This is a genomic window from Paraburkholderia eburnea (genome assembly GCF_002917095.1).
GTDB lineage: Bacteria > Pseudomonadota > Gammaproteobacteria > Burkholderiales > Burkholderiaceae > Paraburkholderia > Paraburkholderia eburnea.
This window is the reverse complement of the sequence record NZ_PQGA01000006.1, coordinates 155,321-169,437: the sequence shown is the minus strand read 5'-3', so window position 1 is coordinate 169,437 and position 14,117 is coordinate 155,321. Positions and strand designations below refer to the sequence as shown.

The 14,117-nt window shown below is 65.4% G+C and carries 12 protein-coding genes; 10 read left to right on the top strand and 2 right to left on the bottom strand.

Features of this window, described 5'->3' with window-relative positions; genetic code table 11:
* The first annotated feature begins 52 nt into the window (after positions 1-52).
* A complete protein-coding gene (locus B0G62_RS14220; protein ID WP_146055276.1) occupies positions 53-1,135 on the top strand; it encodes a hypothetical protein in 1,083 nt (360 codons plus the stop codon).
* Positions 1,136-1,182: 47 nt separating this feature from the next.
* Here B0G62_RS14220 and B0G62_RS14215 read toward each other — a convergent pair whose 3' ends face one another.
* Together B0G62_RS14215 and B0G62_RS14210 are read right to left on the bottom strand one after the other, a co-directional pair.
* Positions 1,183-1,989 (bottom strand): IclR family transcriptional regulator, encoded by an 807-nt coding sequence (locus B0G62_RS14215; RefSeq protein ID WP_103704838.1) that lies wholly within the window; start codon positions 1,987-1,989, stop codon positions 1,183-1,185.
* A gap of 28 nt (positions 1,990-2,017) precedes the next feature.
* The gene (locus tag B0G62_RS14210) at positions 2,018-3,163 is read right to left on the bottom strand and encodes an FAD-dependent monooxygenase (protein ID WP_103704837.1); all 1,146 of its coding nucleotides are present in this window, start codon (positions 3,161-3,163) and stop codon (positions 2,018-2,020) included.
* A gap of 328 nt (positions 3,164-3,491) precedes the next feature.
* On the opposite strand from B0G62_RS14210, the gene B0G62_RS14205 reads away from it, so the two are divergent.
* The 9 genes from B0G62_RS14205 (at position 3,492) to B0G62_RS14165 (ending at position 14,099) form a co-directional block, all read left to right on the top strand.
* Positions 3,492-4,814: an aromatic ring-hydroxylating oxygenase subunit alpha gene (locus tag B0G62_RS14205; protein ID WP_103704836.1), complete on the top strand. Its 1,323-nt coding sequence runs from the start codon at positions 3,492-3,494 to the stop codon at positions 4,812-4,814.
* A 7-nt stretch (positions 4,815-4,821) separates the two neighbouring features.
* Positions 4,822-5,814 (top strand): PDR/VanB family oxidoreductase, encoded by a 993-nt coding sequence (locus B0G62_RS14200; RefSeq protein ID WP_103704968.1) that lies wholly within the window; start codon positions 4,822-4,824, stop codon positions 5,812-5,814.
* A gap of 123 nt (positions 5,815-5,937) precedes the next feature.
* Positions 5,938-7,353, top strand: a complete 1,416-nt coding sequence (locus tag B0G62_RS14195; RefSeq protein WP_103704835.1) for an MFS transporter — start codon at positions 5,938-5,940, stop codon at positions 7,351-7,353.
* A gap of 269 nt (positions 7,354-7,622) precedes the next feature.
* On the top strand, positions 7,623-8,876 hold the full coding sequence (locus tag B0G62_RS14190; RefSeq protein ID WP_244193254.1) for an MFS transporter: 1,254 nt from the start codon (positions 7,623-7,625) through the stop codon (positions 8,874-8,876).
* A gap of 307 nt (positions 8,877-9,183) precedes the next feature.
* Complete coding sequence (locus B0G62_RS14185; protein ID WP_103704834.1) at positions 9,184-10,032, top strand: 2OG-Fe(II) oxygenase; 849 nt, start codon at positions 9,184-9,186, stop codon at positions 10,030-10,032.
* A 420-nt stretch (positions 10,033-10,452) separates the two neighbouring features.
* Positions 10,453-10,689, top strand: coding sequence for an MbtH family protein (locus B0G62_RS14180; RefSeq protein ID WP_103704833.1), 237 nt, complete (start codon positions 10,453-10,455; stop codon positions 10,687-10,689).
* A 41-nt stretch (positions 10,690-10,730) separates the two neighbouring features.
* Positions 10,731-11,477, top strand: a complete 747-nt coding sequence (locus B0G62_RS14175; protein ID WP_167401248.1) for a thioesterase II family protein — start codon at positions 10,731-10,733, stop codon at positions 11,475-11,477.
* Positions 11,478-11,504: 27 nt separating this feature from the next.
* A complete protein-coding gene (locus B0G62_RS14170; RefSeq protein WP_103704831.1) occupies positions 11,505-12,995 on the top strand; it encodes a cupin domain-containing protein in 1,491 nt (496 codons plus the stop codon).
* A 255-nt stretch (positions 12,996-13,250) separates the two neighbouring features.
* Entirely contained in the window at positions 13,251-14,099 is an 849-nt protein-coding gene (locus B0G62_RS14165) for a YqcI/YcgG family protein (RefSeq protein WP_103704830.1), read from the top strand.
* Positions 14,100-14,117: the final 18 nt, after the last annotated feature.

Below are 14,117 nucleotides of genomic sequence, written 5' to 3'. Positions count from 1 at the left end.
CTGCGCTCCGAGCCTGATCGAGCGGGCCGCGACGCGCATGCAAGGTGCCTTCATGACTGAAACATCGCCCATTGTTTTCGTCGAACCCGTTGCGCGCGGCTTTCGCCTGGAGGTCATGGCGAGGTCGATCTCCGCCATTCGCGGGGCGTCGTGCCGCCCGGTGTTCGTTGCGACGCGTGCGGATTACGCCTGCGGCGAACTGGCGAGGCACGTCGCTTCGACCTGGACCGACGTTCATTTCGTGGCCTCGCCCATGGACCCGGATCGCAGGCATTCGGGCGTGCTCGATCGCGAGGCGGTCGATGCCCTGCTCGATGCCGTTGCGGACGTGGTCGCGCGGTCCGCACGCGCCGACCTCGTATTTCTGGGCGCCGACGACTACCTCGACGCGCTGGCGACACGATTGCCGGTCTATCGCAATCGGTTGGGCTCGGCGTGCCCGTTCGTGTTTCTCTACAACGCGGAAGATCGTGTCGGGCAGCCGTTCGGCGTTCACGCAACGGCGCAAGGAACGCTCGAATCGATCACGACACGCGGCGCGACGCTACTCGCATTCGATGAAACGTTACACGGTCGAACGCTTGTTGCGCGTACCGCGAAGGGCTTGCCCGATCCGTGGCACGGGCACTTTTCGCGACTGCAGCGCCAGCGCGTGCGCGGGGCCATCGGCCTCGCTCCCCATGCGGTGCTCGTCATGGCGAACCTGGATCGGCTGCTGGACGATGACGGGCCGTGGCGGCTTGCGGACGTGGAGCGGCTTGCCCAGATACCGTTCGTGCATTTCGTCCTGCACGGCAGTGTCTGGACCTTGCGCAGCCCCTGGTTCAGGCAGCTCGCAAAACGCTATGGACACCGATTGATCTACGCGGGATCGTCACGTAAGGTCCATGAGGACATTCGCCTGATCGCCGCGACGGACCTGCTGCTGGACGAGGATGCACGTCACGCGCGCACGATGGCATTGGGCGGCGGATTCGACCGTGAAGTGCGACACTTGCTGCTCGAAAACCTCGACGCGTTGCGCGAGTTTTCCCCCGCCAGCATGAAGCTGATGCGCGACGAACTCGATCGTCTCGCCGACGAAAGTCTCAATGGCGCTTTCGGCATGCAGTTGCGTTCGGCGATCCGGCTGTGAGCAGCGGGGCGCGCATCGTTTCACTGGATTGGACGACTACGACTGACCTAAAAGCTGGCGCGTGAAAGGGTATCGGCGGCGTGCTTCACGCTGGCTTGCACGCGCGCGCGCAGGCTTTCGTCGGCGGAAAAAGCGCTATTCGGGCCGGCGACGCTGAGCGCCGTGAGCACCTCGCCGCGCGCGTCGCACACGGCCGCCGCGCAGGAATCGATGCCCGCTTCTAGACCGGAAAAGCTCCACGCACAACCCTCCGCGCGCACGGCTTCGAGCGTGGCGGCCAGCGCCGCCCAGTCGGAGGGGCGCTCGCTTGCAGGCTGCTGCGCGTAGCGTGCGTGCAGCGCGTCGTCGGGCAGATGCGCGAGCATCGCGAGGCCCGGCGTCGCGCGATGCGCGGGCAGGCGGCTGCCCGTGCGGATACGTGTGACGAGCGGCGTGTCGGGCGTCTCGCAGAGCAGATAGACGATTTCCGCCCCTTCGAGCACCGCGAGAAACGCCGAAAGCCCGGTTTGCGCGACCAGCTCCGGCAGAACCTGGCGCGCGCGCGCCGTGAGATCCGAAGCGCCGAGCGCGCTCGCCGCGAGCGTGAGGAACGGCAACGCGAGCCGATGCGCGCCGCCGCCGGGTTGCGGCTCGATTAACTGCGCGGCTTCGAGCGAATCCAGCAGGCGCATCAACGTCACGCGGTTCACGCCGATCTGGCGCGCGACGTCGCTGAGGTTGGCGGTCGAGCCGCCTTCGGCCACGTAACGCAGCAGCCGGAACGCGCGCTCGACAGGCGAGGTGGCGTCGGAGGCTTTCGTTGCTGCTTGAGCAGATTGCGCGGCGGGCGCGGGGTTCGGAAGGTCGTCGATCATCGGTTCTCGTTTTCGGGCCGCGCCCGCTTCAGGCGAGCGGCACGGTCCACGCATCGTAGCCATAGACCCAGTCGGCGTTGCCGCCGCTCTTGAGCCAGTTGTTGCCGCGCGAGCCGATCTGGATGCGCGCCGTGCGCTCCTGACGCGCCCGCGCGTAGCGCGCGAGCGCAGCGTGCAGCGCCTCGGGCGCGGCGGCGTCCGGCGCGTCGGCGCCCACGTCGGCGAGCGCGCGGGCGAGCACGACCGCATCCTCGATCGCCATGCCCGCGCCCTGCGCCATGAACGGCATCATCGGGTGGCAGGCGTCGCCGAGCAGCGTCATGCGCGCGCCGCTCCATTGCGGCAGCGGATCGCGAATATACAACGCCGAGGCCAGCACCGTGTCGCAAGCGTCGAGCAGCGCGCGCGCTTCGGGGTGGAATCCGGCGTAGGCGCGGCGCAGCGCGTCGGGGTCGCCGGGCATTGTCCAGGACTCGTGGGTCCAGTCGCCTTGCGCCGTGGTCGCGAAGACGAACACGTCGCGGCCGCGATTGAGCGGGAAGGTGACGATCTGCAGATCGTCGCTCGGTCCCCACCATTTGACGAACGCGCCGGTGTCGCCGCCGCGCACGCGCTCGACCGGCACCACCGCGCGGTACGAGACGATGCCCGTGAACTGCGGATGCTCCGCGCCGAACAGATGACGCCGCACGCCCGAATGAATGCCGTCCGCGCCGATCAGCAGATCGAACGCGTGCGTGCTGCCGTCCGCGAGCGTGACGGTGGCGGCCTGCGCGTCCTGGGCGAACGATTCGGTGCGCTTGCCCAGTTGCAGCACGCCCGGCTCCAGGGCGGCTTCGAGCGCGCTCATGACGTCGGCGCGATGCATCGTCAGTTGCGGCGCGCCGTATTGGCGCTCGGCCTCGTCGGACATCGCGAGCCGCGACGTTTCCTCGCCGGTGTCCCACATGCGGCTCACGCGTGCGCTCGGGCGCGCCGCCGTCTCGCGCAGCTGCGCGCCGATGCCCAGCCCGTCGAGCGCGCGCACCGCGTTGGGCGTGAGGTTGATGTCGGCGCCTACGCGTCCGAACCGCTCCGCCTGCTCGAACACCGTCACTTCGTGGCCCACGCGGCGCAGCGCGATCGCCGCCGCCAGCCCGCCAATCCCTCCACCGATCACACCAATTTTCAGCATCGCTGTCTCGCCTCTCTTCGCCAAAGTTGCATCGCCGGTTCGTTCTATATGTTCAAATATGAACATATAGAACGAAAATGAACCGTGATTCTGAGGCCGGTTTATTTTGACGGCAAGGCCCAAGCGACCCGATCCGCATCGGTTGAAACCCGCATAGCCGATGCGCGAACGGTGTGAGCAGGCCGACGAAGCTGGGACGATCGGCGACTTCTTTGGATTTTGAGGCGGTTGTGCGGGCTGCCCGCCGTCGCCAAGAATGTGTCTCATCGACGGGCCGTGCCGCAGCCTGCGCACACCGTCGCGTTTCCAGACTGCGAGGACACACAACATGCTGAGCGAAGAAAAAAACCGGCTGCTGACCGAAGTTGGCCCCGGCACCCCGATGGGCGACTATCTGCGCCGCTACTGGCACCCGGTCGCGGGTGTCGCCGAATTCGACAATAAGGCGGTGCGGCCGATCCGCCTGTTCGGCGAGGATCTCGTGCTGTACAAGGATTTGAGCGGCAACTTCGGTCTCGTGCAGCGCCGTTGCCCGCATCGCAACGCCGATCTCGCGTTCGGTTTCGTCGAGCAATGCGGCCTGCGCTGCGCGTATCACGGCTGGCAATTCGACCAGAGCGGCCAATGCACGCATCAGCCCTTTGAAGAGATCGTCGATGTCGAGGCGCGACTGCGCCAGAAGACGAAGATCACGGCCTATCCGGTGCGCGCGAAGGCCGGCATGTTGTGGGCCTACATGGGACCCGCCCCCGCGCCGGAATTGCCCGACTGGGAACCGTTCAGTTATACGAACGGTTTTGCGCAGGTGGTGATGGCCGAGATTCCCTGCAACTGGTTCCAGTGCCAGGAGAACTCGATCGATCCGATCCACTTCGAATGGACCCACAACAACTGGACCGGGCGCCAGCAGGACAGCCACGCGGAACACGTGCCCACGCATCTGCGCACGCTCTACGAGGAGTTCGAATACGGCTTCGTCTACAAGCGCCTGCGCGCGCACGAAAGCGAAGCGAATCCGATGTGGACCACGGGCCGCGTGACGCTTTGGCCGAACGGCTTCTATCTGGGCCATCACTTCGAATGGCGCGTGCCTATCGACGATCACAACACGCTGAGCATCCTGTGGGTCCTGAACAAGGTGCCGAAGGAGCGCGAGCCTTATGTGCAGGAGCATATTCCGGCGTGGTATGGGCCGCTGCGCGACGAGCAGGGCAACTGGATCACAACCCACGTGGCCAACCAGGACTTCGCCGCATGGGTGGGGCAGGGCGCCATCACCGACCGCACGAAGGAGACGCTGGGCGCAAGCGATCGCGGCATCGTCATGATGCGCCGGCGCTTTTTCGAGGAACTCGAAGCGGTGGCCGCCGGCAAGACGCCGAAGGGCCTCATCACCGATGCCGAGGCCAATCGCAACGTATTCCTGCCGTCGGCGTGCCGCGACGAGATGATGCACGGCCTCACGCGCGATGCGCTGGCGGCGCATCCGCTGCTCGGCGCGTATCTGCGCGACTTCTTTGGCCAATACGGGCAGCCCGACGCCGTGCGCGAAGCGTACGAGGCGGCGATCGGGCAGAAGACCGAGGGCGCGCGCTTTTTCTCGGTGCACGGCGGGCGTCCCACGGGCGATGCCGGCGACGAAGCGGCGTGAGGCGCATATGAACGAGTCGATCAAGGAAGCGGGCGGCGGGGGCTTGAAACCCGGCTTGCAGGCGCGCGTGCGCACGCTGCGTCACGAGGCGCAGCGCATCGCGAGTATCGAGCTTGTGCCGCTGGACGGTGCGTCGTTTCCGGCGTTCACGCCGGGCGCGCATCTCGACGTGCATCTGCCCAACGGCCTCGTGCGCAGCTATTCGCTCGTCAATGCGCCCGAGGACGGCGCTCGCTATGTGATCGGCGTGCTGCACGATGCCCATAGCCGAGGCGGCTCGCGCTGGCTGCACGAGCAGTTGCGCTGCGGCGCTACGCTGACGATCGGCGCGCCGCGCAACAATTTCGCGCTCGACGAGACGGCGGCGACCACGCTGCTGGTGGCGGGCGGCATTGGCGTGACGCCGATGCTGTGCATGTATCGCCGCCTGCGTGAGCGCGGACGCGCTGTGCAGTTCGTGTACTGCGCGCGCAGCCGCGAGCAGGCCGCGTTTCTCGACGAGCTGAAGGCGCTGGGCGGCTATGTCGTGTTGCATTTCGATGATGAACATGGCGGGCGGCCCTTCGATCTCGCGGCCTGTCTTGCGCGTCAATCGCATGATGTGCACGCGTACTGTTGCGGGCCGGGCGCGATGCTGGCGGCGTTCGAGTCGGCGTGTGCGCACGCGGGCGTGCGTAACGTGCATATCGAGCGCTTCGCGCCAGCCGCACCCGTCGCGCCGCTCGAACATGCGGGCTACACCGTGGAGCTTGCGCGCAGCGGCCGCTTGCTGTTCGTGCCGGCCGGCAAGGCATTGCTCGACGCGCTCATCGAAGCGGACGTGGAGGTCGAATATAGCTGTCGCGAAGGCTTGTGCGGCGCGTGCCAGACACGCGTGCTGGGCGGTTGCGTGGAGCATCGCGACGCCGTGCTCACGCAGTCGGAGCGCGATGCCAACAACGCGATGATGATCTGCGTGTCGGGTGCGAAGAGCGGCACGCTGGTGCTCGATCTTGCCTGATCCGTCCGCGCGATAGCGCGAGCGCGCGCGGTTCGGCAACGCGTCGCGCAGTATAAATAAGCATAACGAAGTAATTCGGGCGAAACCCACGCCTTACCCCACAGCCTGTCTTTCGAGGACACCATGGAACTAACCCGCCTGGCGCAAGACTACGAGGCGAGCGGCGCTGCTCGCGCCGCCGACCTGCAGGAAGCCGCACGGATTTCGGCGCGTATCGAACGACTGCCGTTTACGCGCTGGCACGCGCGCGTGCTCGGCATCGTCGGCTTCGTGCACATGACCGATGCCTTCGACGCGCTCACGATCGCCTTCGTGATGCCGGTGCTGATCGGTCTCTGGCATCTCACGCCGACCGAAGCGGGGCTGCTGGTCTCGGGCGGCTACGTGGGGCAGACGCTCGGCGCATTGCTGTTCAGCGCGGCCGCCGAGCGCTTTGGCAGGCTGCGCGTGTTGCGCTGGCTGCTCGTGGTGCTCGCCGCAGGCAGCGTGGCGTCGGCGTATGCGAGCGGGTACGCGGTGTTCATCGCGCTGCGCTTCCTGCAAGGCATCGGCCTGGGCGGCGAGTCGCCGGTGTCGGCCACTTACATGAACGAAGTGTGCCCCGCGCGCATCCGCGGGCGCGTGATCTTCGTGCTGCAATCGACGTTCGCGCTCGGCAATCTGGTGGCGGCCGTCGCTGCGATGTGGCTGATTCCGCGCTTTGGCTGGCAGGCCATGTTTCTGCTCGGCGGCCTGCCGATCGTGCTGGCGGCGCTCCTGCCCCATGCCGCGCCCGAATCGCCGCGCTGGCTCGCGATCAACGGCCGTGCCGACGAAGCCCACGCGATCGTCGAGACGATGGAGCGCAGTGCAGGCGCGTCGCAGGCGGGCGAGGCGAAGGCGCCGGAACTCGCCGCTGAGGCTGCGCACGAGACACGCAAGGAATCGTTTCGCGCACTGTTTGCACGCGGTTTCGCGCTGCGCACGCTGGTTGTCTGGGTGATGGCCGCGTGCGGCAGTCTCACGACCTACGGCATTCTCGTGTGGCTGCCGTCGCTTTATCGCACGGTCTACCATCTGCCGCTCGAAACGGCGCTGCGCTACGGCACCGTGAGCATGATCGCGACGCTCATGGGCACTTTCGCGGGAACCTTCGCGATCGACTGGCTTGGCCGCCGCAAGACCTTTACGCTCGCCTTTCTCGGCGCGGCGCTGCCGATGCTCTGGCTGGCCGCAAGCGGCACGCGCGTGAGCGCGGAACACGTGCTGGTGCTCGCGTCGATCAGCGTGGCGATGATCGCGATCGTCCAGTGCGGCATCTACGTCTATGCGCCCGAGGTCTATCCCACGCGCATTCGCGCGACCGGCGCGGGCGCGGCCTCCGCGATCACGCGACTGGCCTCCGTGGTCGGGCCGGTTGTGATCGGCGCGTTGCTGACGTGGTGGCGCGTGGAGGCCGTATTCGCGTACTTCGCGATCGTCTCGCTGCTGGGCGCGGTCGTGATCGGCGCGTTCGCGCTGGAAACGCGCGGCCGTATGCTCGATGAGATCGCACGATAGAGATTAGGGGCCGCCAAGGGAAATATAGAAACGCTCTCCGTGAGGATTGCAGCCTGGAAACCCATGAGGCGCGTGGCGTAATGTTGCGGATGAGGGACATTCAAGGCATTGGGGAAACTTTTTAAATTGCGGCAGGGCGAATCCCATTAAAATTTTCCGGCACAGGGGCTGCGCGATGGTTTAAAGAGGATTGAAAGGCGGTATCAGTGGATAGAAGAACGACAAAAGAGGGCGTCGATCCGGCGAGGATCGACACAACCGTCTCACCCGTGAGGCGGCTACGCCCAATCGTCTTCGCGGCATCCCTCGTCAGCTGCCTGGAAATTTTCGACTTCTCCGTTTTCGCGCTTTTCGCTGGATGGATCGGCGGTCAATTCTTCCCGGCGGCGCAGCCGATGACGTCGCTTTTGATGGCCGTCGGCACCTTTGGGGTGGGCTTTTTGTTCCGCCCGCTCGGTGCGATTGTTATTGGCACGTACGCCGACCGCGTCGGACGCCGGGCGGCCATGACGCTTTCCATCTGGCTGATGGCGGCCGGCATGGTGATGATCGCCGCTTGTCCGCCTTATCGCGTGGCGGGCATTGCCGCGCCGATTGCGATCCTCGTCGGCCGGCTGTTGCAAGGCCTGGCCGCGGGCGGCGAGATCGGCGCCGCCGCGGCTTATGTCATGGAAGCCGCGCCCCATGCGCGGCGCGGCTACGTGGTGAGCTGGCAACTGGTCGGGGCCGCCGCGTCGCCGCTGATGGGGGCATTGCTGGGCTTGCTCCTGTCGAGCCGCTTGTCCGCCGCAAGCCTGGCCGCGTGGGGCTGGCGCATTCCCTTCCTGATCGGCTTGTTGATTCTGCCGCTCGGCTGGTACGTCCGGCAGCGGTTGCCCGAGGACCCCGTTCACCCTGCGGCGAGGAGCGGGGGGCGCGTTGCGCTCGTCGAGCTTTTCAGGAGTCACGGCAAGCTGCTCGCTTTGGCGACGCTCACGGTGGCGGGCCGCGCGGTGCCGGCCTATACCGTCAGCTATTTCATGCCGACCTACCTGACGCATGTAATGCATCTGCCGGCGATGGTTGGATTTCTTGCATCGGCGGTGTCCGCCATCGTGCTGATGCTGGCCGCGCCCTTATCCGGTCTTCTGGCCGATCGTCTGCAACGGCGCAAGCCGCTGTTGCTGGTGGCGTCCGGCGTCACGACCCTGCTGATCTACCCTGTGTTCCACTTCATTACCCGGACTCCCGACACGGCCACGGTGCTGGCGGGCGTGGCGCTGATCAGCGCGTTCGTGGCACCCTGCAGCAGCGTGGGCACCGTGCTGGTGCTGGAGGCATTGCCGGCCGAAGTGCGCGCCCGTGGCCTGGCGTTTTCGTTTGCGCTGGGTGTGGCGCTGTTCGGCGCGACGGCGCAACCGATCGTCACTTCGCTGATTCAATGGAGCGGCAATCCCATGGCGGCCGCCTGGTACGCCGCACCGGCATGCCTCGTCAGTTTTTGCGCGCTGCTGTTCTTTCCGGAGCGACGCAGGGAGCGTTGAGCATGCCCCAGAATTCCTGCGGTGATATGCCGAAGCTGCGGCGAAACGCATGGGTGAAATCGGAGGGCCTTTAAAGTCGAGACCGTGCCGGGGAGATCGCGCATTTCACCGGCATCAGCGACCCTTACGACGCGCAGCTGAATCCCGTGCTGCGGCTGGACACGGGCATTCGCCTGCTGGCCGACTGCGTGGCCGGGACGATGGCGTTGTTACTGCCCGAATCGACGCTTGACAAGCCGGGCGAGGCGGGCCGCGAGCGTTGGCCCTGTACCTCGGCCAGTGAACTTATTTCAAGGAAAACAGAGCGATGTTCATCGACGCCGCCTGGGAGGCCTGGCTGGCCACTAACGTGGAGCGTGGCTGCAGCGCGCAGTCCATGATCGACGTCATGGTGGAAGCGGGCTTCGATCGTGCCGAGGCCGGCGCCGCCGTCAGCAACGTCACTCGCGCCGAAGCCGGCACGAAGGCGAGTCCGGCGCGCGCCGCGCCCGGCGCGTACCAGTACGACCGCTGCCCGGTCGCGCAGGGCAACGTGATCCGCGCATTCGACCGCGACGTGAAGGTCACGATGCGCTGCGAGCGGCCGCAGATCGTCGTGTTCGACGACGTGCTGACGGCGGCGGAATGCGAGGAATTGATCGCACGCTCGATGCCTCGTCTCAGGCGCAGCACGACGGTCAATCCGCAAACGGGCCGCGAGGATGTGATCCAGAACCGCAGCAGCCAGGGCGCCTGGTACCCGCGCGGCGAGGACGCCTTCATCGAACGCATCGACCGGCGTTTCGCCAGCCTGATGAACTGGCCGGTGGAAAACGGCGAGGCATTGCAGGTGCTGCACTACGGCTCCGGCGCCGAGTATCGCCCGCACTTCGACTATTTCCCGCCGGAGCAGGCCGGCAGCGCCGTGCATACCGCGCGCGGCGGACAGCGCGTCGCGACCCTCATCGTCTATCTGAACGACGTGGCCGATGGCGGCGAGACCGTGTTTCCGGACGCGGGCATCGCGATAACCGGCAGGCGCGGCTCGGCGGTGTACTTCCGCTACATGAACGGCCAGCGCCAGCTCGATGCGCTGACCCTGCACGGCGGCGCGCCGGTGCGCCAGGGTGAAAAGTGGATCGCCACGCGCTGGATGCGCGAACAGGCTCATGGCTGAGACGCCGGGCCAGGCCGCATCGAGCGGGGACGAGCGGTCTATGACGCGCCGCGCTGAGCATCGGCAATCAATCGTCGCCCTCCCTGATTCCCCCTCCAGATTGCCTGCCACGCCGCTCCGCGCGGCCTCCACCTTTCGAAATCAATTCGAAAGCAAATCCACATCCCACTCAAGCGCCCCCACGCCTGCTGCACCCGAATGACATCGACGAGAACGTCATTAGCACCGGTATGGGCTTAGCCGAATCCCCTTGACATTCACCATCAGACGAATTAATTTTATTGAATGATTGAGAAGCATTCTCATTCAAAGTGCATGTGAGGTCATCCTCAACGACGCCAATCCGGCGCCAGTCGCGACGCGATCAACGTCGTCGAACATGCAGATTTGTCGATCGGAAACGGGTGGAGGACGGAAAACGTGAGCTGGGATGACGAGAACGCCGAGTTCGAGGTTGTGATCAATCAGGAAGAGCAGTACTCGATCTGGCCGAGCTACAAGCCCATTCCCGCGGGCTGGCACGCCGTGGGCAAGAAGGGGCCGAAGGCGGACGTGCTCGCGTATATCGAGGAGCACTGGACCGACATGCGCCCCGCGAGCCTGCGCAAGGCGATGGACGCAGAAGCCGCGGCGAATGGCGCCGCCGCGCCGGCCTGATGGCGTATTGCGCGCCGCGCAGTGCGGCGTCGGCAAATGAGTTGACGCTGTTCTGTTTGCCGTACGCGGGCGGCAGCGCCGCGGTGTATCGCGAGTGGCAGCAGCGCTTGCCCGCATGGATCAAGCTCGTGCCGCTGCATATGCCTGGACGCGGCGTGCGCCATGCGATGCGTGCGCTCCATGCGTGGCCCGCGTTGCTGGATCTGCTGCTCGCCGACGCCGCACCGTATCTCGGCGGGCCGTTTGCGATTTTCGGGCACAGCATGGGGGCGTTGATCGGCTTCGAGTTCGCGCACGCCATCCGCGAGCGTCATGGCGTCGATCCCGCGTGGCTCGGCGTGTCGGCATGCAAGGCGCCAGGCCGTCGCCAGCGCGAGCTGCACTGGCTGAACTGCCCGGAAAGCGAGTTTCTCGACGAAGTGCGCTCGCTCAACGGCATGCCGGAGGAACTGCTCGCGAACCGCGAATTCATGGATCTCGTGCTGCCGTTCCTGCGAGCCGATTTTCATCTATGCGGCAGCTATGCGTATCGGCAACGCCCGCCGCTCGATTGTCCGATGCTGGTGCTGGGCGGCACGCAGGACCGGGAAATCGCGCGTGAACCCGACAATCTCGCGGCGTGGTCGCGGGAAACGCGTGGTGCGTTTGAGCAACATGCCATCGACGCGGATCATTTTTTCATCAATACCCATCGCGATGCGGTCATCGGGCTGGTCATCAGCAGCCTCGCGAGGGCGTTTCAATTCAGCGGACAGTCGGGCAACGCGCTTGCGTGTTCGCGCGTCTGATATCCCGCATCTCACGTGGAGGTCTGTATGGCGGACAACTCGTCTGCGCTCTTCGATTTTTCGCCTTATGTCGCCCAGCGCGAGGAAATCCTCCCGTTGATTCGCGACTTTGCATCGCATCACGCGTTTCGCAGCGCCGCGGTCGAAGAGCTTGAACTCGATGAGGATTACTTTCGTCGCCCACTGCGCCCGGAAGACCTCGAATTCCTGCAATTCAAGAAGCCGGTGCCGGCCGATCGTGTGAGCCGTCTGCCTTCGCTGGCGACGCAGCGTTTGCTGATGTCGTTGAACGAAGTGGGCATCGCGCGCCCGCCGAAACCGAATGCCGCCGATGCAAACGTTGCCATCGGCGAATTCGCGCGTTTCGACGCGTTCTACGGCGAGCGCAATCAGGTGCTCGGCGCGCGTATCCGTCCGTTCCTGGAGCACTACGGCTTCACGTTCCTCGGCAGCGAGGGGCAACGCGGCGAAACCGCCGCGCGCTACGCGGAGCGCCTGCGCGCCGTTCTGGCGGCCGAACAGGCATTCTGGGCCGACATGTTTGCGCTGCTCGTGCGCAACGACTATCTGGTCGAAGGCCTGCGCTTCATCATGATCCAGCGCTACAGCCTGGCGCCCTCGCGCCGCACGGCGGTCGAGCGTGCGGTGGCAGCGGGCTATTTCGATTTTGTCGCGAGCGTTGATCGCCCGGAAACGAGCACGCCCGCGACGGATCCGATGCTGGCGCGCGTCGCCGGATTCGTCGGCGCGACGCAGCGCGAACACTCGTACTGGCAGTTCTATCTGCCGACGAGCATGGCGAAGGCCAATCTGCTCTATGCGCTCGGCACGCGTCCGGACCGCGCGTTCCCGCTGCTCGGCGCGACCTTCGCGGCCGAAGCGGAAGCGCTGGCGTTCTCGGCCGCGCTCGCGAAGGCCTGCCCGCATCTCGTGCAACCCGATGGTTCGGGAAGCGCGGGCGTCGATGCCGCGCACGCCACCGACGATCTCGTCGCTCGGTTCTCGCGGGCGCTCGCGCAAGTGGAGGGCGCTTACGGCGCGGAAGGCCTGTATCGCGTGGGCCAGGGTTTCGGCGCGGGCGAAAAGCTCGCGGAGCGCGGCCGCTGGGATCTGGGCGAGCAGCTCAAATGGCTCTCGGCAATCGACGACTACATCGAGTGGGCCGCGAAGATCGCCACGCGCATCGAAGCGGAATGTCCGGAGATCGATCGCGAAACCTTCATCGAACCGCGCGATCTGTGCTCGACAACGCATGTCCACAACGATCACCGCCTCGTGGTGATCCGCAGCGGCGGCGTGGGCACGCAGATGCTGTTCTGGGGCAATCTCGGCATGCGCCTGGAAATGGGCGAAGGCGACAAGGTGCTGATCCCCGATGGCCGCCTGCACGGCTCGACCGTGGTGTGTCCGGAATGCACCTACGATCAGCCGATCATTCCGGAGGAGTGGATCGCCGAACTGCTCGACGGTGCGCCCGCGTCTGATGCATCTCCCACAGCAACGGCGGTGGCCGCCTGAATCTCGATGTAAAAAACGACGCGAAGCACGCTATGAAGCACGTTATGAAGCGCGGCAGCTAACCAGGCCGCGTCCGGATGTTTTTTTGCCAGGCAAGTATTTTCCCAGCTCCGTTCTTTCGACGAACGATCCGGATGACTGATTGACCCGTCGGCTCGCCATGCGCGAACCGCGGGAGTGGTTGTCTTCGGCTGCGCGAGCCATTGGCCGCGCAGACAGCTAACCCGGACAGAAACCGTTTAGATGGAGAGGGTCATGCAGGCTGAAAATAAAAGCGCGGATGCGCTGCAGAGCCGCAAACGCGAGGTGAGCGACTGGCGAGCGCGCGTCATCCTCGAAGACGAGGTGGGTTTGACGGCGGTGCCTCACTGGCTCGACAGCTCCTATGAAACGCTGCGCTCGCAGGTGCTCGCGGATGGCTACCCGTGTTTCTTCGGCACCATCGCCGAGCGGCGCGGCGAGATGTTCTATTCGTATGTCAACGGCAGGGATCTCAGCACGCTGCCCGCGACGATGGCGACGTTCGCGCGTCTGGCGGATCAGGTCGAATTTCGTCGCTATAACATCGCGATCTTTTTCGAGCCAGACGAAGCGCCGCTTTCGCACAAGGAATATCACGATCACTTCTGGGGCGTGCTCCAGCATCTGCATAACGTGGACCAGGCTCCCGGCGCGGATTTCCAGCCCGATCCGTCCGATGAGGCGTGGGAGTTCTCGTTTGGCGGCGTGCAGATGTTTGTCGTGTGCGCATGTCCGTCGTTCACGAAACGCCATAGCCGCAATCTCGGGCCTGGCATGGTGCTGCTGTTCCAGCCGCGTGCCGTGTTCGTCGACACCATCACCAACAAAGTGATTGGACGCGAGGCGCGCAATCAGGTCCGCGAACGCTTGCGCACGTGGGACGAGGTCGAGCCGCATCCGGATCTCGGCTTTTATGGCGATCCTGGCAACCTCGAATGGAAGCAGTATTTCCTGGCCGACGACAGCGCGCGCGCGCAGGATCGCTGCCCGTTCCTGAGCCGCAAACGCAAGAACGTAAAGACGCAACCTGCCGAAGCCGGGAACGCAGAAGAAGCGGACATCGAATATTCGGTCGGAAAGTAAGTGCAAAGCCAACGCCCA

Bases quoted from the DNA above. Each gene is read 5' to 3' on its own strand.
- B0G62_RS14220 (WP_146055276.1), top strand. From the start codon at position 53: ATGACTGAAACATCGCCCATTGTTTTCGTCGAACCCGTTGCGCGCGGC.
- B0G62_RS14210 (WP_103704837.1), bottom strand. From the start codon at position 3,163: ATGCTGAAAATTGGTGTGATCGGTGGAGGGATTGGCGGGCTGGCGGCG.
- B0G62_RS14195 (WP_103704835.1), top strand. From the start codon at position 5,938: ATGGAACTAACCCGCCTGGCGCAAGACTACGAGGCGAGCGGCGCTGCT.
- B0G62_RS14200 (WP_103704968.1), top strand. From the start codon at position 4,822: ATGAACGAGTCGATCAAGGAAGCGGGCGGCGGGGGCTTGAAACCCGGC.
- B0G62_RS14215 (WP_103704838.1), bottom strand. From the start codon at position 1,989: ATGATCGACGACCTTCCGAACCCCGCGCCCGCCGCGCAATCTGCTCAA.
- B0G62_RS14170 (WP_103704831.1), top strand. From the start codon at position 11,505: ATGGCGGACAACTCGTCTGCGCTCTTCGATTTTTCGCCTTATGTCGCC.
- B0G62_RS14165 (WP_103704830.1), top strand. From the start codon at position 13,251: ATGCAGGCTGAAAATAAAAGCGCGGATGCGCTGCAGAGCCGCAAACGC.
- B0G62_RS14205 (WP_103704836.1), top strand. From the start codon at position 3,492: ATGCTGAGCGAAGAAAAAAACCGGCTGCTGACCGAAGTTGGCCCCGGC.
- B0G62_RS14185 (WP_103704834.1), top strand. From the start codon at position 9,184: ATGTTCATCGACGCCGCCTGGGAGGCCTGGCTGGCCACTAACGTGGAG.